This window comes from Paenibacillus sp. USDA918EY (assembly GCF_009870825.1).
Classification (GTDB): Bacteria; Bacillota; Bacilli; order Paenibacillales; family Paenibacillaceae; genus Paenibacillus_AQ; species Paenibacillus_AQ albilobatus.
Genome location: NZ_WTWY01000009.1, coordinates 102448 through 123409, shown reverse-complemented (window position 1 = coordinate 123409; position 20962 = coordinate 102448). Strand labels below are relative to the sequence as shown.

The window sequence follows — 20962 nt, the reverse complement described above, 5'->3', positions numbered from 1 at the left end:
GTTTGGCAAAGACGAAACCAAAGGAGTGTATAAATCAATGATCAGTAAAGTCGGTCAAATTATGCTGTATGTAAACAATCAGGACCAGTCGCGGGATTTTTGGACGGAAAAGTTGGGTTTTCACGTCGTTTCGGAAGAAACGAGCGGCGAGATGAGATGGATCGAAGTCGCTCCCGCCAAGGGAGAAACAAGCATCGTGCTTCATAATAAGGAGTTCGTTGCCAAAATGATCCCGGTATGAACCTCGGGACGCCTTCCTTAATGTTTTTTACGGAACATCTCGATCAATTCATGGCGACTTAACCAATAAAAACGTCAAGGTCGGGGAAATTGTCGTTATGCCTGCCGGAAGAGTGTTTAACTTTGCGGATGATGAAGAAAATTACTTTGCCGTGATGGAAAAAAGTAAGTGAACATCCGGCTAAAATGATGCGGTTCGATGCCGACCCGGAAGGCGATTTCCGACCCGGTCAGTGAGTTTTATAAGATGAAACGGTAAAGAGTGGCCGGGGGCTCGGCGAGCAGCCCGGCTTTTTTGCGTTCCGTTACAGGTGGGGAGGGCGCGCACCCGGCATCCCAGGCGCATCAATTGACTTGTTTAGTTCGAAAGTATTTGATAAGACTCTACTATTTCTAGGGTAAATACATATATTCTGACAGGTATAAATGATCTATCGCACTAGATATTATTATCACGAATTCATCTATGTACCTGACTTTGCTGAGATCACATTCAGTAGGGATAAGGGACAGGTACGATCCGAACATAAACCCTTCCACTTCGTCAACGCAGCCCGCCATGGAACAGTGTAATTTTTAGGGATTAAAATCGGAGTTGATTATTGCTAAACCCAAAAAGAGAGGGTCATTAGATTTTATGTTTCATTCTTGGGTAGAAATTTCTAGAAGACCAGTGAATGATTTCGATGATGTCAGAGATCATTATTACGTACTCTATACGCATGAACCGTGAAAAAAATCGCGAGAGGCGGTGCAATGGTGAATCAAGCCAGGAGTGCCATTATCGAGGTGTTAAAGAAAAGCAAAAAAGTTCTGTTTCTCATTTTATTTTTCAATATATCCGCTTCATTAGTTTCCATACTGCAACCCGTAATTTTTAAAGATTTGTTCGATGAGCTTTTGCCCAAAAAGGAAATACATACTGCCATTTTTTATATTTTGTTAATCGTATTCATTCCTATTGTATTTGCCGCACTCCGTAGTTTTACAGCGTATTACAACAATGAGCTAGGAAATAAACTTTCAAAAAACTTAAGGGTACGATTATTTTCGCATTTACTTCAGATTAGGCCTAAACAGGTCGATCAGGTTGGACGAGGAGAAATTATTAACCGGCTAACATCCCAAGTCGGGATGTTATGTGAGGTATTCGTTGTAGAGACCGTGATGTCGGTCGTATCAAATCTCATTTTATTGTTTGCCACTTTGTGGATCATGTTTTCAATGAGCTTTGAACTTACGTTCGTTGCAATGATTTCGTTTCCGGTTTTTATGTACATTTTCAAACGATTTAGAAAAAAAACTGAAAAACTTGACGAAAGTTATTATTCGATCCTGGAAAAAGGCATGGGTTATTTAAATGATTTTTTTTCTAATCTTAAATCGGTTCAAATATTTAACGGGCAAGAGGTTGAAAAAAAGAGGTGGGATCAATGGAATGATCAAGCTTGGAAAATATCAAAACAGTCCTATGTTTTTCATAACATGGTCGTAAACTTGATCGCGGATACGGTGATCTCGTTAATTACGGGAATTATATATGGTTACAGCCTTTATTTAATATTATCAGGAAAAATCTCACCGGGCACGCTACTGGCGTTTATTATATTGCTCCCAAGACTGTACAGCATTTTTAAGTCGTTGTTTACAGTAAATATAGATTTAACCAGAATGAAAGTCATTACGGGAAATATAAATGAAATTCTTAATTTGGACAAGTTGAAATATGGTAGCCTAACTCCTGATTTTAATAACATACCTAGGTTGGAATTCAAAAATGTTTCTTATAGCTACGCAGGTGAAAACTCCTCCGGGATTTCGAATTTCAACTTAGATGTAGCACCAGGGAGCTTTATCGGCATTGTAGGCTTAAGCGGGTCGGGAAAATCTACTTTATTCGAATTGGTTCATCGACATATTGAACCGGAGTCCGGAGAAATATTGCTTGACGGAACCAGCATTTCTGAATTCAACATCCATAAGTTTAGAAAGTATGTGGGCTATAATCCGCAAAAAACGATCCTTTGGAACCATAGCATTCTTGAGAATATTATTTATCCAATAAAAAAGGAAGAGATGAATGAGGCGCTAATCCAAAGGTTTCATCATGTGGTTGAACTTGCGCATGTGAAAGATTTTGTCGAGACCTTGCCGAACAAATATGATACAAAGGTTGAAAGCAACGGAGAAAATTTATCAGGCGGAGAAATTCAAAGGATCTTATTAGCCAGAACTTTCATGAATGATCCCAAAATTCTCATGTTAGATGAATATACTTCTGCTTTAGATGCCATCACGGAAAGTGATTTAAATGATACTTTATTAAAATTGAAAGGTCAGCAAACCATTCTGGTCATTGCGCATAGACTATCAACGATTAAGTATGCTGACTACGTCATCGTGGTCGATAACGGCAAGATCGTGGAGAAAGGCAGCCCGGATGAATTGCTGTCCAGAAAAGGTATTTTTTACTCGATGCATGAAAAACAGAAAATATAAGTGTGATGATTCAGGCCGTCAGGGTGGATTCCCGGCAGCCCCAAAACGCCATTCGGCGTTTTTTTTCTTTTCCGCTACACCTCCTTCGAACGTCCCATCTTCCGGTATTCCGAAGGCGAATGCCCTTCCTGCATTTTGAACATCCGGCTGAAATAATGCGGCTCGATGCCGACCCGGGAGGCGATTTCCGATACGGTCAGCTCGGTTCCGGCCAGCAGCGTTTTCGCTTCCTCCATGCGCATCCGGTTCAAGTAGTGGATCGGCGACAATCCGAGCATATTGCGGAACAGCTGGCTGAAATAGTTCGGGTTCAGATGAACCTGCTTCGCCAAATCCTTTACCGAAAGCGGCTTCGAAATATTCTCCTCCATATAACGGATGACCGTTTCCATCGCCTGGTGCGAAGGCGAACCGGTTAAATTGACGCGGCGGATGCCCGAACGTTCGAAAAAATAACAGAGCAGTTCCAGCAAAACGGAATTGACCTTCCAGCCGGCCAGCAGCTCGTCGCTGCGGTGATAATGAATCAGATCCTTGAACAACCGCACGACCTTGTCCGGTTCTTCGACGTTGATATAGTCCGGTTTTTCAAGCGCCTGCAAAATGTTCAAATCCGAGACGCCCGCGGAAAAATGGCACCAGTACATGAGGAACGTGTTGCCGCCGACCGTGCCGTGGGCCTGATGGACGCCTTCCGGGATCAAAAACAGCTGGCCGGGCTTGGGCGAATACTCCGCGCCGTTGATGCGGAGCCAGCCTTCCCCTTCCATAAAAAAATAAAATTTATGCGCATCGGGGATAAAGGAAGGGCTGCCCCAATCCGGAGAAACTTTGTTGATATCGGCGATAAACAGATTGGTCTGGACGTTGGATACGTATTGCTTAAAAAGCAGCCTCCGGTCGATGGGAATCCGCCCCCTGCCTCAGTAACTTGAAGGATCGCCCCGCTGCCGCCGCAGCGCGGACTTGGAAAAAAACAACTGTGAATTGTATAAATCCATTATAACGGGCCCCCGCTAAAATGGAACTGTAACGCCATTTAGTTTTAGGAGTGGGTCCATTTGATCTTTGAAGAACTACGAACCGTCAAGCTGCCGCGGTTGTCCGGCAACAGGCCGTCCCGTCCGAAGGACGATTGGCTGCTCCGCCCCGAACCTTTCCGCACGGGAGTATACGGCACGGAACATCCGCACGAACTCGTGATGGACAACGGTTTGATTCGCCGTACATGGCGCTTATTCCCGAATGCCGCCACGGTTGCCTTCGACAACCTGATGACCTCGGAGACGATCATCCGGGGCGTGAAACCGGAGGCGCTCATCCGTCTGAACGGGATCGACTACGAAATCGGCGGCTTAAAAGGGCAGGCGGAATACGGTTACTTGCGGCGCGAGTGGGTCGACGCCCTGACGGCAAACCAAGATGCCTTTCAATGCACGGGGTATGAAACGGGGCCGATCAAGGAGCGGTTTCCGTACCGGCGCGTTTCCGAAACGGAAGCTGCCGTTTGGCCTCCGCCGGGGATGTCGCTCACCCTGCATTTTGCGCCGCCGGAGCGTGCGAAAGAATTGAAAGGGCTCGTTTTATCCGTCCATTACGAGATGTACGACGGCCTGCCGCTGCTGGCCAAATGGTTTTCCCTCCGCAACGGAAGCGAAAGGGCATGGCGGATCGATTCGTTTACGAGTGAAATGCTGGCCGTCGTGGAGTGGGAGTCGCCCGTGGAGACGCCGGACCGTTGGGATTATCCGAACATCGATGTGGAGAGCGATTACGCCTTCCAGGGGATGACCCGGAAAAAAGCGAACCGCACGACCTGCTGGCTGCCCGATCCCGATTACACGTCGCAGGTAAATTATGATTGCCTTACTCCGCTGCTGCTTGTCAGCAAGCCGCCGCTTGGACCCGGGGTTACCCTGCCGCCCGGCGAGGCGTTCGACACGTTCCGGACGTTTGAGCTGGTTCATGACAGCACGGACCGTGAACGCAAGGGGCTTGCGCAAAAAAGGATGTACCGCGTTTTGGCCCCTTGGGTCGAAGACAATCCGATTTTCATGCACGTCATGAGCGACGGGGCGGATGAAGTGCGGGCGGCCATCGACCAATGCGCCGAAGTCGGCTTCGAAATGGTGATCTTGTCTTTCGGAAGCGGCTTTGACATGGAGAATGACGATCCCGCATATATAAAGCGGATGAAGGAGTTGGCCGACTATGCGCATCGTAAGGGCATCCGGATCGGCGGATACTCCCTGCTTGCGAGCCGGACGATCGGCGCCGAAGAAGATGTCGTCAACCCGAACGGGGCTTATTATGTGCATGCGCCATGTTTGGGGAGCCGCTGGGGCCGCGGATATTTGCAAAAAATGAGGACCTTTCTGGAGCGGACCGGCTTTGACGCATTGGAGCATGACGGCTCGTATGCAGGCGACATTTGCGGCTCGACGGAGCATCCGGGCCATATCGGACGGGAGGATTCGCAGTGGATGCAGTGGAGGGCGATCACCGATTTTTACAAATGGTGCAGGGGAAGCGGCGTGTACCTCAACGTGCCGGATTGGTATTTTCTGAACGGCTCGAACAAAACGGGCATGGGATACCGCGAAGTCAACTGGGCCTTGCCGAGGGAAAGGCAGCTGATCTTGGCCCGGCAAAACATTTTTGACGGCACTTGGGAAAAAACGCCGGGCATGGGCTGGATGTTCGTCCCTTTGATGCCTTATCATGGAGGAGGGGCCGAAGCGATTTTGGAACCGCTTTCCGAACATTTGGACGACTACGCATCCCATCTGGCGAACAATTTCGCCTCGGGAGTGCAGGCCATTTACAGGGGCCGTCGCCTATTTGATACGGAGGAGACGAAGCGGGTTGTCCGGCGGTGGGTCGATTTTTATAAAACATACCGCCCGATCCTCGATTCGGACATGATCCATGTCCGCAGGCCCGACGGCCGGGATTACGATTGCATCCTGCACGTGAATCCCCGCTTGGCGCACAGGGGGCTCGCCGTCGTGCATAATCCGCTTGACGGGCCGCTCCGAACGACACTCCGCCTGCCGCTTTATTACACCGGCTTGACGGATGCGGCGTCCATTCGGGAGCGGGAGGGGACGCCGGTGTTTTATGAACTGGACCGGACGTTCCATGCGGAAGTTCCCGTTACGGTGGCGGGAAAAAGCATGACCTGGCTTGTCATCGAAAAGCCTGAAGGATGACGGACGATAGACGCCTGAAACGACAGGCAAAGGCTTGTTTGGCGGCAAGCAAGCATCGGCATGAGGAACATGCCGCACAACCTGATCCGAGAACGGAGGCTCGCTGCAAAATGAACAAAAGCTTGAAATTCCGCGATGACGGCACGTTTGTCATCGTCCAGTTTACGGATGTCGAATTTATCGACGAATTTGATTACGACCCCGAATCCCCCAAGCTGGACGAAGAGACGCGGCGTTTAATGGAGATGGTCATCCGGGAGGAACGACCCGATTTGGTCGTGTTCACCGGAGACGTCATCGCCAGTGCGAGAACGAAAGACCCGACGGCGTCGTTCCGCAGGGCCGTGGCCGTCGCCGAGGACAATCGCGTACCGTGGGCTGCGGTTTTCGGCAACCACGATTCGGAAGGACACGTCACCCGGGCGGAGATGCACCGGCTGCAGCTGCAGCATGAATATTGCGTCGCAAAGGCAGATCCGCCGGGGGTCAGCGGGGCGGGCAATTTTTTGTTGACCGTCCAGGACGACGGCGGCAAAGCGGGAGCCGCGCTTTATTTTCTCGACAGCGGCGATTACTCCCCGTTCGGCGGGTATGATTGGATCCGCAGAGACCAGATCAATTGGTACGTGTCCGAGTCCCGGGCGTTAACGGAGCTAAACGGAGGCATGCCGCTGCCGGCGCTCGCCTTTTTCCATATCCCGCTGCCGGAATACAACGAGGTGTGGGATACGGAGGTGTGCCGCGGACACCGCTTGGACGGCACGTGTTCCGCGCCGCGATTCAATTCGGGCATGTTTGCGGCGATGCTTGAAATGGGCGACGTGATGGGCACTTTCGTCGGGCATGACCATGCCAACGATTTTTGCGGCACGCTGCACGGCATCCGGCTTTGCTACGGGCGGGCGACCAAATACGTCAGCTACGTCGGCCATAAGCGCAAGGACCACTTCCCGACGGGAGCGCGCGTCATTCAATTGAAGGCCGGGGAACGGGATTTCGCGACATGGATCCGCCAAAACGATGGGACCGTCGTGAGCGGGCAGCCGGAGCATCAGCCGGAAGGACGGCTCGTTCAATCGTAGATCAAACCGGCAGGGCTTTGCCATTGAACCCGTTTCAGGACATTTACAGGGCCCTGGACAGTTTCGTTCTGATTAGATCCGAACAGGCGCGCGGCATTCCGCGGCCTTTTTCTTTTCCGTTTTTTTCCCTACGCGACCGGGCCGCCGCTTGTTAACGCGCTGCGAGCTTGTCGTTGACCTCCCGGATCGCCTCAGGCAGGCCGATTTGGTTGTAATATTTCACGTTGTCCTGCCACAGCTTTACCGGGTCGCCCGAGCCGAGGACCGCTTTCGTCAGGTCTTCCATCGGATGGATGGCGGCGCTCAGCTTGTCCTTGTTGTCGGTGGAGAGCGAAATGATGGAATACATAAACGGCGTTGCCCTGGCGTTGTTCAGCAGCCACCGCATTTCTTCGAGGCAGGCGCGGATATTTTTTTCGCCGTAATTGTCTTTGTTGATCGGGTCGAGCCGGTACGATTGCTCCAGCCCCCAGGAGGCGAGATTGCCGAAGATTTCGGTGGAAGGATACAGCTTTTGGAGGCTGACGTATTCTCCCGTTTCCTCCCGCGGCCGGGTAATGACGATTTGCCCGTCCCTGTTCTCGTAATCTTTGCCTTCGATCCCGTATTTCATGAGCATTTTGCCTTCGGGCGAAAGCAAATAATCGTACAGCCTCAAGATGCGGTCCATTTTGCGGTCATCCACTTTGGCGCTGAAGTAGCTTTCCGTCCAGTAGGTCGACGCGACGTAATAGTAGCGGTTTCCGTCTTCCGCCGGCCACAGGCGCAAAATTTTGACCGAGTCGTAAAAGTCCTTGCCGGGGTGGTATTTGTCCCACATGCGGACCATTTTGCTCAAGCTTTGGGGCGTTGCCTTGTAGGCGAGCGCGCCGGCTTGTCCTTGGGTGAACCGTTCGAGCGCATCGGCTTCCTTTACGAGAAAAAAGTTCGGGTCGAGGCCCCCGTTTGCGTACAGCTCCCGGAACTGCGCAGCAACGGCGTTCATTTTGGGAGAGGCATAATAGGGAATCCACCGGTTGTTTTCCTGCACCCATTTGCTTGCCGCAAACTGCGGGAACGTGGGGCTGAACACCCAAGACAAGTAATCAAGGCTTGCGGCCGTCAGTCCGACCGTGTCATGTTGGCCGTTGCCGTCCGGATCATTATTAGTAAACGCTTTCATCATATTGGAAAATTCATCGAAATTTGCCGGGTCCGAGAAACCCAGCTTATTCATCCAATCCTTGCGGACGAACACCACCCGCTCCAGCATCCATAGATCGTTGGTCGGGTATGCAATGCGCGGCAGCATGTACAGCTTTTTGTTGCGGCGGAGGGCGAGCGTATCGGGAATTTGCGCCACCCGGTATACATTGGGATAAGGAGTTAAATCGTCGGGAAGCGGCCGGATGAGGCGCTGCTTGATCCAATCGGCATAAATTCCCGGAGAGTCGCTGACGAGCGAATGCGCGAACAGGTCGGGAAACCGGCCGGAGGCCGCCCATATTTTGAATTTTTCCTCATAGTCGGCGTAACTCACTTGGACCGGTTTGATCGAAATGTTGAAATCGCTCTCGATTTTCTGCAGCACGGCGTCGTTTTTTTCGAACGCCCTGCCGATATCCCAAAACGCGATGGAAATGTCGAGATGCTCACCGGCATCGGGATGGGGTTTGGCGTCCGGATCAAGGGGTTCGCCGCTGCCGCATCCCGCTCCGCCCACGGCCAGGAAAACCGCCATCCATGCCAGAATTGTAGCTTTGAACCGGAACAAAACGATCCACTCCTTTTCAAGAAGTCCCTTTCTAAAAGATGGTAAGGGAAAAAGGTAGGCGCGTAAAGAGATTTCTGCCGCAGATTTCCAAACTATGTTACGATGTTCGTAATAATCATCCATATTATCCGAAATTAACGGGGGATTGGCCGTGTCCTTTTACCGCAAATTATCGATTCGTTCGCAGCTTTCGTTTATCGCCGCTTCGATCGCGGCCGTTATGTTGACGATCATCGCGGCGACGTATGTTGAAATGTCCGGGATCATCCGCGACAACAACGAAAGGTATACGAGGGACCTCGAAGCGCAGATCAAAGAGACGGTGCATTCGAACAAAGACGTCATCGACCGGTTGATGACAAACGTCGCCTACAACCAGGACGTGCAAAAGTTTCTGATCGAACCGAACGCCGCCGAAGCCTACGTGTATTCGAAAAAGATCCACAGCCTGCTGATCAACATGGGCACCTTGAAGGAAGGGATCCTCGACATCGTCGTGCTGGGAGAAAACGGGCGCTGGTACGACCTGTTCGGGGGCAACAAGGCGGCTTCCTATTATGCCGGTTCGATTGCGCCGGAAGATTCCGTCCGTTATTTCGGGCTGAAGGATTTCGGGGATTTATACCCTTCCCGCAACGTCCTTTTGGTCGGCATGAAAATGAAATCGCTGCAGTCCGGCGAGCGGTTCAACTCCGTCATCGGCACGCTGTTTTTCGTCATCGATCCGAAAGCGCTGATCGGCCAGGCCGGCGTCGTATCAAGCGAGTCGGCCACGCTCGTTTATTTGGTCGACGGCGACAACAAAATCATGTCGAGCGGCGACCCGATGGAAATCGGCAGCGAGCTGAACGGCATCATTGCGGACCATCCGGCCGCTTCGAAGCCGATCAACGTGAAATTGAACGGAAGGACCTATGTCGTTCAGAAAGAGGAGCTGCCTGAGGTAAGCAGCATGATCGTCAGCATCATCCCCGTCTCCGAGCTTTTTTCCGACATCGCCAAAATCCGCAGATTGGAGCTGATCGTGTGTTTTGCCGGGGGGATCGCGATGCTGCTGCTGTTCAGGCTCGTCACAAACAACATCCTGCTGCCGCTTAAAAAACTGATGTCCTTTATGAACAACATCAGGCGGGGAGATTTGGACAAGCTGAAAACCCGGATTTCCCTGCAGGGATACGCCGAAATTACGGTCATGTCGACCGGTCTGAACAGCATGCTGGACAAGGTCGACCATTTGACGCATCAATTGCTGGAAACGAATGCGATGCTGTACGAAGCCGAGCTGGAAAACAAAAAATCGGAGCTGACGTTTTTGCGCAGCCAGATCAACCCGCATTTTTTGTACAATACGCTTGAAATGGTCAAAGGGATGGCAGCGGTCCGGGGGGTGCACGAAATCCGCGACATCGCCAAATCGCTGGGGCAAATATTCCGCTATAGCATTAAAGGGGAAAACGTGGTGACGCTGGAAACGGAGATGGGGATCGTCGACTCGTACATGCAGATCCAGCAAATCCGTTTCGGCGGACGGTTTCACGTGCAATACGAGCTGCAGGACGAAGCGATGCAGTGCCTAATCCCGAAAATGATTCTGCAGCCGATCGTCGAAAATGCGGTGTTCCACGGACTGGAGCTGAAGGAGCACCCGGGAACTTTAACGATCCGGGGGAACGTCCGTGACGATCGCGAGCTTGTTCTCACCGTCGAAGACGACGGCTTGGGCATGGAGCAGGAGCGGCTTGCGCAGGTGCGCGATGCGCTGCACCGGCAGGAACGGGATATCGGAAGCCGCGGCGAGCCGCGGGTATCGAGCATCGGACTCGCCAACGTCAATAACCGGATCAAGCTGACGTACGGCGAGGAATACGGGCTTGAAGTCGAGAGCGCGCTGGGGAAAGGGACAAAAATACGTTTATCGATGCCGGCAAGGAGGAATGTTCATGTACAAAGTATTGATCGTCGATGACGAAAGCTGGGTCGTGGAAAGCCTGAAGGCGTGCGTGGATTGGGGAAGCCTTGGTTTTGAGGTGGCCGGCGCGGCGCACAACGGATTGGAAGCGCTTCAAAACATGGAAAGCACACGGCCGGAGGTCGTGTTTACCGATATCCGGATGCCGGGGATGACGGGGCTCGAGCTGATCAAAAAAGGAAGCGAGCTGCCTTCGCCGCCGAAATTCGTGGTGATCAGCGGTTATGCGGAATTTGCGTATGCCCAGCGGGCGCTTAATTTCGGCGCTTCGGCCTACTGCCTGAAACCTTACGACGAGCAGGAAATTGCCGGCGTTCTCGGCAAGTTGAAAAAAGCGCTCGACGCAGAACGTTTTCATTCCGAATCGCGTCTTTTACATCTTCTGACCGAACGAAACGAAGCCGGTTCGGACAGCTTGCAAGCCGAGCTCATGAAATGGGGCCTTCAGCCGGGGCCTGCGATCGGCGCGCTGGTGGCGGCCTTTGAAGACGGAACGGAGCCGGAGGCCGGACAAGGGCTCAGCGTGAAAATCGGCAGATCAAAAACGCTGCGCCTCATGGATTACGATCAATTGGAAACGGCTGCCCGTATTCTGCAGACGCAGCCTGGCTTCAAGGGAGCCGGCATCAGCTACCCATGCGGCGATGCCGGCATGCTGAAACGGGCGATCGAAACGGCTTATGTGCTGTCCAATCAATATTTCATGACGGGCAAGCCGGGCATATTCAAGCACCGGGAAGATGGCAAAGGGGAAATCAAGGACTGCATCCGCAAACTCGGCGCGGCCATCGGCAGCAAAGACGTGCCGGCGCTGCTCCGCTGTTCCGACGAAATCAAGGCGCTTTTCCGCGGGGCGCGTGTAACGGTCAAAGACGCTTTGCACCTGTACAACGCAGCGTTTACGTTTTTGTACAGTGTCCATGGGGACGAAAACGACGGCATGCTCCTCAGCTACGAGCAGCTTATGGATATCTTTCCAAGCGGATCCGATATGATCGATTACGTAAACATGGCGGTCATGAAGGGGATCGGCAAAAATCCGGGATACGGCCCGAAGGAAACCGGCAACGAAACCTTCAAAACGATGCTGCAGTATGTGCATGAAAACTACCGCAGCGCCATTTCGATCCAAACGCTGACGCAAAAATATTACATCCATCCGAATTACATCAGCCAGCTGTTCAAAAAGGAAACCGGCGAAACGTTCACGTCCTATATTACGAGGTTGCGAATAACCTACGCTTGCGAGCTGCTGGAGCAAACGGAGGATTTGGTAAGCGAAATCGCGGAAAAGGCGGGGTACCAGGATTATTTTTATTTCACGAGAATGTTCAAAAAAGTGACCGGCCGCACGCCGACCCAGTTCCGGGAGCAGTTTGCGTGACCCGCACCGAGGGGGAGGGGACGTCTGCCGGGTTACGCCGGTCCGATCCGGTTTGGGTATGGACAAATCTTAGGTTCGGCATGGACGATAATTAGATGTTTTGCGGGGCAGGGCGCCAGAAGCTCGAATGCGTATGTACGGGAATGCCTTTTTTGGATGAATACAAGGGTGGATGCTTTCAAGTTATATTGGGGAGGAAGGCTTTAATGATGTGCATGAACAGAGCGCAGACGTTGTCGGAGAGGGCGGTGTCGCTTGGCCTTTGCAGGGAGCTGAAAGCAAGCTTCCCGTTCGGCAGATTTGAAAGCGATTACAATTGGCCGTGACGTCATTTTTTTTGAAAGGAGGACCTGTCAGGAGAGCGGATGAAGCCGAAAAGCGGAGAAGAAAAAGGGGCTTCCCGGTTAACGCCCGAATTAGCGTTTGATCATTTACATTGAACATTTTAGGGGGGAATCGCTTGAAGACGATGAAAGCATGGTCCATGGCCTTTATTTTTGCGGTGATGCTGTCGATGGTCGGCTGTTCCGGCAAAGGGGCGACGGAAACGACGGGAGAAGGCGCCAAACCGGCCGAAAATGCATCCGGAAACGAAAGCCAAACCGCCGCGACCCCGGAAACGAAGGAGGAGCAGCCGCCGAAGGAAGCGGAAGAAAAGCTCGATTTCGGCGGCAAGCCGCTGCGCATCGGACAATGGTGGGGGATGGACGCGTACTTGAACGACGAGGAAAAGGCGAAACAGAAGAAGGTCGAAGAAAAATACAACACCAAAATCGAATACGTGACGGTGGAGGACACGACGGCGCGTCTCATCACGTCCTCCGTGGCGGGCGAACCTTTTGCCGACATCGTCATGATTCCGATCCGCGAGGCGTTTCCGAAGCTGGTCATCGAAGGGTACGTGCAGCCGCTGGACGGCGTCATCGACTTAGACAATCCAGCCTTCGGCAAAAATCCGGTGACTATCGGTAACGGCAAATACCAGGGCAAGCAATATGGCGTCACGCTGCCTTACACGGAAAGCCACGGTTTGTTTTACGACAAAACGCTGCTGCAGAAGTTAGGGCTGCCGGATCCGTACGAGCTTCAGGAAAAAGGGGAATGGACGTGGGATAAATTCCTCGACATGCTGAAGCAGGTCAAAGCTAGCGGGAAGGTTCCGCTGTACTTCGACAGCGAGTCGCTGCTTGCATCCGTGCTGATCTACACCAATGAGGGCCAAATCGAAGACGAGGCGACGAACAAATTCGTGCTGGAAGAGCCGAATGCGATGGAGGCGCTGCAGTTTTTCAACGACCTGTACAACGTCCACAAAGTCGTGGGCCGCACGGACGGGGCCGACTTTGGCAGCGGAAAAACGGCATTCGTCAACGGCTATCGCTGGGATAACCTCGGTTACGTCAAAGACAAGCCGAACGACATCGGGTACGTGTTTTTCCCGAAAGGGCCAAAAGCTAAGGAATACGTTACCCCGTACGACAAAATGAACCTGTGGTTCATTCCGCAGGGCGTCGAAAATCCGAAAGCCGTGCTGGCCGCATGGAGCGAGTTGTATGAGTTTGACGTCGAAAAAGGAAAGCAGATCCAGCTGCAAAAAGAGGAGCCGAACATGAAAAACAAGGAGTCGCTCGACACGATGAAAAAAATGTTCGACAGTCCGTACAAGCTGATCAATTACCAGGCTTACGTCGGTTTGCCGGACGTGCTTGAAGAAGCGTTCAAAAACATCGCGAACGGCAAGGAGTCGCCATCCCAGGCCGTTCAGCGGATCAAGCCGATGGCGCAAGGGGCCATCGACGTCACGACCAAAAAATAGGCGACAGTTTCTTTGCTTCAGCACTCCGATGGCTTCATCGGGGTGCTGGATTACATATGGAGGGGATGCACCGATGACGCGGAAGTTGAACCGCCGAATGGCGCTGATCGCATTATTCGTTGGAATATGCAGCTTGTTTCCGCAGCCGCTGCCGTTTACCCCGCTTCAGGCTGCGAAGGAGGCGGCCGCGGCCGCCGATTCGCTTGCGAAGCTTGAGCTTGGATCAACGGGCAAGGACAGCTACGACCATTACATCCGTCAATACGAAAGCGCCGCACGGCCGCAGCGCGAGCTGATCGTCCGGGGAGATGCCTTCACAGGGACGGATGGGATGGACGTGGCGGTGATCGGGGGCGTTGAAGGCGCCGACGGAAAGGTCGTTCAAACCGGCGAATCGGGGACGGTTTCATGGACGGTGGAGGTTCCCGAGGAAGGTTTGTACCATATGGCGCTGCGTTACCGTTCGATGCCGGGAAAAGGATCGGACATGGACCGGGAGCTCATGATCGACGGGAAGCTGCCTTTTGCGGAAGCCCGAAATTTGGTGTTTCACCGGCTGTGGACAAACGAAGGCGATACCGTGCAGGACGAAAAAGGCAACGACATCTATACCAAGCAGACGGAAGTGCCGATGTGGCAGGAGGTCAGCATTCAAAGCGCGGACGGGCGGCATGGGGAGCCGTATTCGTTTTATTTTTCGAAAGGAAAACACGTCATTACCCTCGTCTCCGAAAAGGAGCCGATGATGATCGATTATATCAAGCTGTATCAGCTGCCTGAGGTTCCGTCTTATGAGGAAGTGTCGCGGAGCTACAAGGCAAAGGGATACAAGGAAGCGCCCGGCGCCTTCATCAAAATCCAGGGCGAGGCCGCTGCACTGAAATCAAGCGCCGTGCTTTACCCGATGATGGACCGCAGCAGCCCGGCGACCGAACCTTATGACATGGCCAAAATCAGGTTCAACACGATCGGTTCGTTCAACTGGTCGGAGGCGGGACAATGGATTTCATGGGACATCGAGGTTCCTGAAGACGGATTGTATAAAATCGGCGTGAAATACAACCAAAGCATGCAGCGGGGAGCCGCTTCGTACCGCAAATTGCTGATTGACGGCACCGTTCCGTTCAAGGAAGCGGAAAGCATCGCGTTCCATTTTTCTCCGGACTGGAAAATGAAAGAGCTCGGCGACGGCCAACATCCGTACCTGTTTTATTTGACGAAAGGAAAGCATCAAATCCGGATGGACGTCACGCTGGGCGAAATGTCGCTTTACCTGCGCACCATCGAATCCAGCGTGCTGGAGCTGAACAACATGTACCGGCGGATCGTCATGATCACGGGCGTCGTGCCGGACGAATACCGGGACTACCAGCTTGAGCTCAAGCTGCCCGAGATGGTGGACGTATTCCGCCGGCAGGCGGACCTGATCGATTCGATCACCGAAAGGATCGAAAAGGCCGGGGGCAGCGGCGACCGGACGGCGACGCTGAAGCGGATCGTTTATCAGCTCCGCGAGATGGCCGATCATCCCGATACGGTGGCCCGCCGGCTGGAGACGTTCAAATCGAACGTCAGCTCGCTGGGTTCATGGATTTATTCGATCAACAACATGCCGTTGTCGATCGATTACCTCGTCGTCGCTTCGCCGGATCGGAACATGCCGGCCGCCGGCGCGGGCGTATGGGAAAACGTGAAGCATCAAGTGGGATCTTTTGCGTTGTCGTTTATCAACGATTACAACGCATTGGGCACGTCAAACGGCAAGGATGGAAAAAAAATCAAAGTATGGATCACGATGGGGCTTGACCAGGCCAAAATTTTGAAGCGCATGGTCGAGGAGTCCTTCACCCCGGAAACCGGCGTCGGCGTCGATATCCAGGTCGTGACCGAATCGGTGCTGCTGCAGGCGATGCTTGCCGGCCGCGGACCGGATGTCGCTTTCTCCGTCGGCAACGACAAGCCGCTCAATTACGCGCTGCGCGGCGGCGTCGAGGATGTATCGAAATATCCGGGATTCGATGACGTGAAACGGCAGTACAGCGAAAGCGCCTTTGTCCCTTACACCTTTAACGGCGCCGTTTACGGTTTGCCTGTGGAACAATACTTCCCGGTGCTGTTTTACCGCAAGGATATCCTCGAGGAATTGAACCTTGAAGTGCCTCAAACCTGGGACGACGTGTATGCCATCATCCCGGAGCTGCAAAAAAACAACCTGCTGTTCGGATTTCCGATCCAAGTGCTCGTCAAAACCGGCTCCAACGTTCAGGAGAGCGGCAACCTGCCCGTCAATCCGACCTACGGCACGCTGCTTTACCAAAAGGACGGCACGCTGTATTCGCAAGACGGCCAAACGAGCGCCCTTGATTCGGAAACGTCGGTTCAAGCGTTCATCGAATGGTCGGAGCTGTACACAACCTATAAGCTGCCGATCGAAATGGATTTCACGAACCGCTTCCGCAGCGGGGAAATGCCGATCGGCATCGCCGATTACACCCGGTTCAACATGATCAGCGTGACGGCCCCCGAATTGAAGGGGCTGTGGGATATCGCCCCCGTTCCCGGCACGAAACGGGAGGACGGCTCCATACGGCGCGACGTCCCGGCATCGGGCAACGCGGCGGTGATGCTGAAAAGCAGCAAGCATAAACCCGAAGCTTGGCAATTTATGCAGTGGTGGACGAGTTCGAAAGTGCAGGCGAAATTCGGGTGGGAAAGCGAGGCCATATTCGGGCCGGCAGGCCGGTTTGCCACCGCCAATCTCGAAGCGGTCGGGCAGCTGCCTTGGCAGGTCAAGGATTACAAAACGCTCATGGAGCAGTGGCAGTGGGCGAAAGGCGTTCCGGAAGTCCCCGGCGGTTACTTCACGGGGAGACATCTGGACAACGCCTTCCGCAGCGTGGTCATCTCCAATGAAGACCCGCGGGAAGCGATCCGCAATTACACGAGGTTCGTCAACGACGAAATTGCGAAAAAACGGAAGGAATTCGGGCTGCCGGAAGGCGAGAAAGAGAGGTGATCCCGATGTCTGAGCTAGAGAATGTTCGCGTGAGGTTGCCGGACCCGGCCAGGACCGCATCGCCGCCCGTTCCCGGCCGCGAACCGGGAAAGCTGGCAGAGCTGATGAAGCAAATGAGGCAGCAAAAGCAAGGGTATGTTCTGCTCGCTCCTTATTTCGTCTTGTTTTTCGTTTTTACGGCTTTTCCCGTCCTGATGGCGTTTGCGTTAAGCTTCACGTATTTCAACGTGCTGGAGCCGCCGAAGTGGATCGGCTGGGATAATTACGCGACGTTGTTCATCAAGGACGAAGTGTTTCTGATCGCCTTGAAAAACACGCTGCTGTTTGCGGTCATTACCGGGCCGATCAGCTATATCGCCTGTTTTATGCTTGCATGGCTCATCAATGAGCTGTCGCCGAAATTGCGGGCGGTGGTGACGCTGCTTTTTTATGCCCCTTCGATTTCCGGCAACGTCTATTTGATCTGGCAGGTCGCCTTTTCGGGCGATTCCTTCGGTTACGTGAACGCATTTTTGATGAAATGGGGATTTATCCTGGAGCCGATCCAATGGCTTCAGAATCCGAAATACATGCTGTTCATTATTATGCTCGTCCAGCTGTGGCTCAGCCTCGGCACCGCTTTTCTCGCTTTTATCGCCGGGCTTCAGGGCCTCGACAAAACTTTGATCGAAGCCGGCGCGATCGACGGCGTGAAAAACCGCTGGCAGGAGCTGTGGCATATCACCTTGCCGTCGATGCGCCCGCAGCTCATGTTCGGGGCGGTCATGCAAATTACGAGCTCTTTTGCCGTCGCCGACGTGGCCACGAATATGGCGGGTTTTCCGAGCCCGCAATATGCGGCGCATACGATCGTAACCCATCTGAACGATTACGGCACAATCCGGTTTGAGATGGGATACGCCTGCGCCATCGCTAGCGTGTTGTTTGTCATCATGCTCGGCACGAACATGGTGATCCAGAAGCTGCTCAGGAAAGTGGGGGAATAGATCCCATGCAGGCAAAACTTCAACTTCGGCTGCGCAGGGAGCGGAAGGTGAACCGCTCGCTCCCGGTGGACATCGCCATTTTCGGTCTTTTGGCATGCGCCGGGGCGTTTATGGCCGCGCCGTTTGTGTTTATGGTCAGCACGGCGCTGAAACCGCTGGACGAAATGTTCCTGTTCCCGCCGACGTTTATCGTGCGCAATCCGACGCTGGACAACTTTTACGATTTGTTTCTCATTTTCGCCAACTCTTGGGTCCCGTTGTCGCGGTATATATTCAACACGTTTTTCGTCGCGTTCCTCGGTACGGCCGGTCACGTCGTGCTCGCTTCCATGGCCGCCTATCCGCTGGCCAAATTAAAGCTGCCCGGCGGCAAATTTTTGTTTGCGCTTGTCGTGCTGTCGCTTATGTTCGCGTCCCAGGTCACGTCGATTCCGAACTATCTGACCGTCAGCTGGCTTGGGCTGCTGAACACGTATTGGTCGCTCATTTTTCCGGCCTTCGCCACTTCGCTCGGGTTGTTTCTGATGAAGCAGTTCATGGAGCAAATTCCGGACTCGCTGCTGGAGGCGGCCAAAATCGACGGCGCCAGCGAATACCGCATCTTCTGGAACATCGTCATGCCGATCGTCAAGCCGGCCTGGCTGACGCTGATCATTTTCTCCTTCAAAGGATTATGGGGAACCGGCGCGGGAGGCCAAGGCGCTTCGTTTATTTACAGCGAGCAGCTGAAGACGATGGATTACGCGTTCAGCCAGATTTTGTCGGGCGGCTTCGTCCGGTCCGGACCGATGGCCGCGGCGGCATTGATCATGATGGTCGTGCCGGTGGCGATCTTCATTTTGACGCAAAGCAACGTCATTCAGACGATGTCGACGTCGGGGATGAAAGACTGATGGTGAGGGGGGAGTGCAATTGGGTGTCAGGAAATGGGCGGCGTGGCTGCTTGCATTGGCGCTTCTTGCCGTCGGTACCCCGGTGAAAGCGGAGGTGCCGGACCATGGATACAACTACTCGTATTGGAGGGAAGCCGAACCGGCGCCTTATCCGTACTTGGCGGAAACAACGATTTACGGCTCGGATTTGGGCATCGGCCATTGGAATGAGCCGCAGGACGTGTTCGTGGACGAGGATCGGGACATCTTCATTGCGGACACGGGCAACAACCGGATCGTTCATTTGGACGAAAAGGGGAAGCTGCTCGGGGTGATATCCGCTTTCGACAACGGCGGGAAAAAAGATACGTTCAACAAGCCGAGCGGCGTCTACGTCGACCGGACGAACAGGCACCTGTTCGTCGCCGATACGCAAAACGGACGGGTGGTCGAGATGGAGCGAAGCGGCAGGCTGATCCGGATGTACGGACCTCCGGTGTCCAGCATCATTCCGAAAGGATTTCAATATTTTCCATTAAAAGTGGCCGTGGACAAAACGCAAAGGCTGTACGTGATCGCCCAAGGCGCATACGAAGGCATTATGGAGTTTGACGCCAAAGGGAATTTTCGGGGATACGTCGGCACGAACAAAGTGAGGTTCAGTCCGGTCGACCTGTTCTGGAAACGGTTCTCCACCAAGGAGCAAAGCAGCCAAATGCAGCTGTTCCTGCCGATCGAGTTCGCCAATATGGATTTGGACGACAAAGGTTTTATTTATGCCGTCTCTTCGGAAGTTAATGCAGTCCGTCCGCTAAAACGGATTAACCCGGGCGGGGAAGACGTATTGCGAAGGGAGGGTTATTTCGATCCGGCCGGCGACGTTTCCGCCGTTCAGGTGGATGCCGCCAAGCAAAAAACGATCCAAAACGCCGGCAGCTCGACGTTCGTCGACGTCATTTACGACAAAAGCGGCATCTATAGCGGCCTGGACTCGAAACGCAACCGGATATTCGCGTACAACGGCGACGGCAACATGCTCTACCAGTTCGGGGGCGTCGGCATGAGCGAAAACCGGTTTCAAAAGCCGACGGCCATGGCGATGCTCGGCGACCGGATGGTGGTGCTCGACGCCGGGATGAACCGGCTTACCGTGTTTGCTCCGACCCGCTACGGATCGCTGATCCGCGCCGGGGTCGAGGCGCAATATAACGGCAAGGACGACGAGGCGGCCAAGGATTGGGAAGAAGTGCTCAAGCTGAACGCCAATTTTGACATCGCCTATATCGGCATCGGCAAATCGCTTTTGCAACAGGGCGAAAACAAACAGGCCATGGAATATTTCAAAAACGGGAACAACCGGAAGTATTATTCCGAGGCGTTGAACCGGTACCGTTCGGAGTATTTGTGGAACCATTTCGGCACCGCGATGACGGTCGTGCTGGGGACGGCGGGTGCTTTGCTTGCGCTTCGGATCGTCCGGGCGAGACGGAGGGTTGCGGTCCATTACACGGATACGGCGGCGTGGAGGATGCCGCTGCGCACGATCGTCCGTCCGTTCAGCGGATTCTGGGAACTGAAATACGAAAACAAAGGAAAAGTCGCGATCGCGGTTTTCATTTTGCTTATGCTTGTCGTGACGATGATTTTGAAACGGCAGTATGCCGGTTTCATCGTCAATTTCAACAAGCCGAGCGAGTTCAGCAGCGTCGATGAGCTGAAATATATCGTCCTGCCGTTTCTGCTGTTTTGCGTTTCGAACTGGTCGCTGACGACCTTGATGGACGGCGAAGGGAAATTCAAAGAGATCGTCATGGCCGCCGGATATGCGGCGCTGCCGCTCGTCATCATTTTTTTGCCGCAAACCGGGGTCAGCAACTTCATGACCGAAGCCGAAAGCCCGTTTTATTATTTGCTCGATTCCATCGCGTACCTGTGGTTCGCCTGGCTGCTTTTCGTCGGCACGATGACGGTGCATCAATATTCGATCGGCAAAACGGTCGCGACGTTGTTTTTAACCGTGCTGGTCATGGCTTTTATCGTCTTTCTGGGCATTCTTTGCTTCAGTTTGGTGCAGCAGATGGCGACGTTCGTCCAGGCGTTGTACCGCGAAATCATCGTTCGCTTGTAAAGGGG

At 53.3% G+C, this 20962-nt stretch carries 12 protein-coding genes and 1 pseudogene; 11 read left to right on the top strand and 2 right to left on the bottom strand.

From position 1 onward, the window contains the following. The first annotated feature begins 37 nt into the window (after positions 1-37). Both GQY55_RS18830 and GQY55_RS18820 read left to right on the top strand, forming a co-directional pair. Positions 38-413 (top strand): annotated as a pseudogene (locus tag GQY55_RS18830) (VOC family protein). Positions 414-969: 556 nt separating this feature from the next. Beyond that, positions 970-2739: an ABC transporter ATP-binding protein gene (locus tag GQY55_RS18820; protein ID WP_236575706.1), complete on the top strand. Its 1770-nt coding sequence runs from the start codon at positions 970-972 to the stop codon at positions 2737-2739. 74 nt (positions 2740-2813) lie between these two features. Here GQY55_RS18820 and GQY55_RS18815 read toward each other — a convergent pair whose 3' ends face one another. Further along, a complete protein-coding gene (locus GQY55_RS18815) occupies positions 2814-3539 on the bottom strand; it encodes an AraC family transcriptional regulator (protein WP_268895034.1) in 726 nt (241 codons plus the stop codon). 261 nt (positions 3540-3800) lie between these two features. Between GQY55_RS18815 and GQY55_RS18810 the strand changes: the two genes are divergently transcribed. Beyond that, complete coding sequence (locus GQY55_RS18810) at positions 3801-5951, top strand: alpha-galactosidase (RefSeq protein ID WP_160043419.1); 2151 nt, start codon at positions 3801-3803, stop codon at positions 5949-5951. 110 nt (positions 5952-6061) lie between these two features. Continuing rightward, positions 6062-7033, top strand: a complete 972-nt coding sequence (locus GQY55_RS18805; protein WP_160043418.1) for a metallophosphoesterase family protein — start codon at positions 6062-6064, stop codon at positions 7031-7033. 151 nt (positions 7034-7184) lie between these two features. On the opposite strand, the gene GQY55_RS18800 is transcribed toward GQY55_RS18805, so the two are convergent. Beyond that, positions 7185-8786, bottom strand: coding sequence for an extracellular solute-binding protein (locus GQY55_RS18800; RefSeq protein ID WP_160043417.1), 1602 nt, complete (start codon positions 8784-8786; stop codon positions 7185-7187). Positions 8787-8937: 151 nt separating this feature from the next. Between GQY55_RS18800 and GQY55_RS18795 the strand changes: the two genes are divergently transcribed. The 7 genes from GQY55_RS18795 (at position 8938) to GQY55_RS18765 (ending at position 20957) form a co-directional block, all read left to right on the top strand. Beyond that, positions 8938-10752, top strand: a complete 1815-nt coding sequence (locus GQY55_RS18795; RefSeq protein WP_160043416.1) for a sensor histidine kinase — start codon at positions 8938-8940, stop codon at positions 10750-10752. Continuing rightward, complete coding sequence (locus tag GQY55_RS18790; protein ID WP_160043415.1) at positions 10727-12139, top strand: response regulator transcription factor; 1413 nt, start codon at positions 10727-10729, stop codon at positions 12137-12139. Before GQY55_RS18795 ends, GQY55_RS18790 begins: the two co-directional genes overlap by 26 nt. A gap of 469 nt (positions 12140-12608) precedes the next feature. Beyond that, complete coding sequence (locus GQY55_RS18785; RefSeq protein WP_236575714.1) at positions 12609-13955, top strand: ABC transporter substrate-binding protein; 1347 nt, start codon at positions 12609-12611, stop codon at positions 13953-13955. A gap of 73 nt (positions 13956-14028) precedes the next feature. Further along, positions 14029-16971: an extracellular solute-binding protein gene (locus GQY55_RS18780; RefSeq protein WP_160043413.1), complete on the top strand. Its 2943-nt coding sequence runs from the start codon at positions 14029-14031 to the stop codon at positions 16969-16971. Between the two features lie 5 nt (positions 16972-16976). Beyond that, positions 16977-17957, top strand: coding sequence for a carbohydrate ABC transporter permease (locus GQY55_RS18775; RefSeq protein ID WP_160043412.1), 981 nt, complete (start codon positions 16977-16979; stop codon positions 17955-17957). A 5-nt stretch (positions 17958-17962) separates the two neighbouring features. Then, a complete protein-coding gene (locus GQY55_RS18770; RefSeq protein ID WP_160043411.1) occupies positions 17963-18850 on the top strand; it encodes a carbohydrate ABC transporter permease in 888 nt (295 codons plus the stop codon). A 19-nt stretch (positions 18851-18869) separates the two neighbouring features. Next, entirely contained in the window at positions 18870-20957 is a 2088-nt protein-coding gene (locus tag GQY55_RS18765; protein WP_160043410.1) for a YIP1 family protein, read from the top strand. Positions 20958-20962 lie beyond the last annotated feature (5 nt).

Excerpts from the sequence above, each read along its gene's own strand:
- GQY55_RS18770 (WP_160043411.1), top strand. The coding sequence starts at position 17,963 with ATGCAGGCAAAACTTCAACTTCGGCTGCGCAGGGAGCGGAAGGTGAAC.
- GQY55_RS18785 (WP_236575714.1), top strand. The coding sequence starts at position 12,609 with ATGAAAGCATGGTCCATGGCCTTTATTTTTGCGGTGATGCTGTCGATG.
- GQY55_RS18775 (WP_160043412.1), top strand. The coding sequence starts at position 16,977 with ATGTCTGAGCTAGAGAATGTTCGCGTGAGGTTGCCGGACCCGGCCAGG.
- GQY55_RS18805 (WP_160043418.1), top strand. The coding sequence starts at position 6,062 with ATGAACAAAAGCTTGAAATTCCGCGATGACGGCACGTTTGTCATCGTC.
- GQY55_RS18790 (WP_160043415.1), top strand. The coding sequence starts at position 10,727 with ATGTACAAAGTATTGATCGTCGATGACGAAAGCTGGGTCGTGGAAAGC.
- GQY55_RS18780 (WP_160043413.1), top strand. The coding sequence starts at position 14,029 with ATGACGCGGAAGTTGAACCGCCGAATGGCGCTGATCGCATTATTCGTT.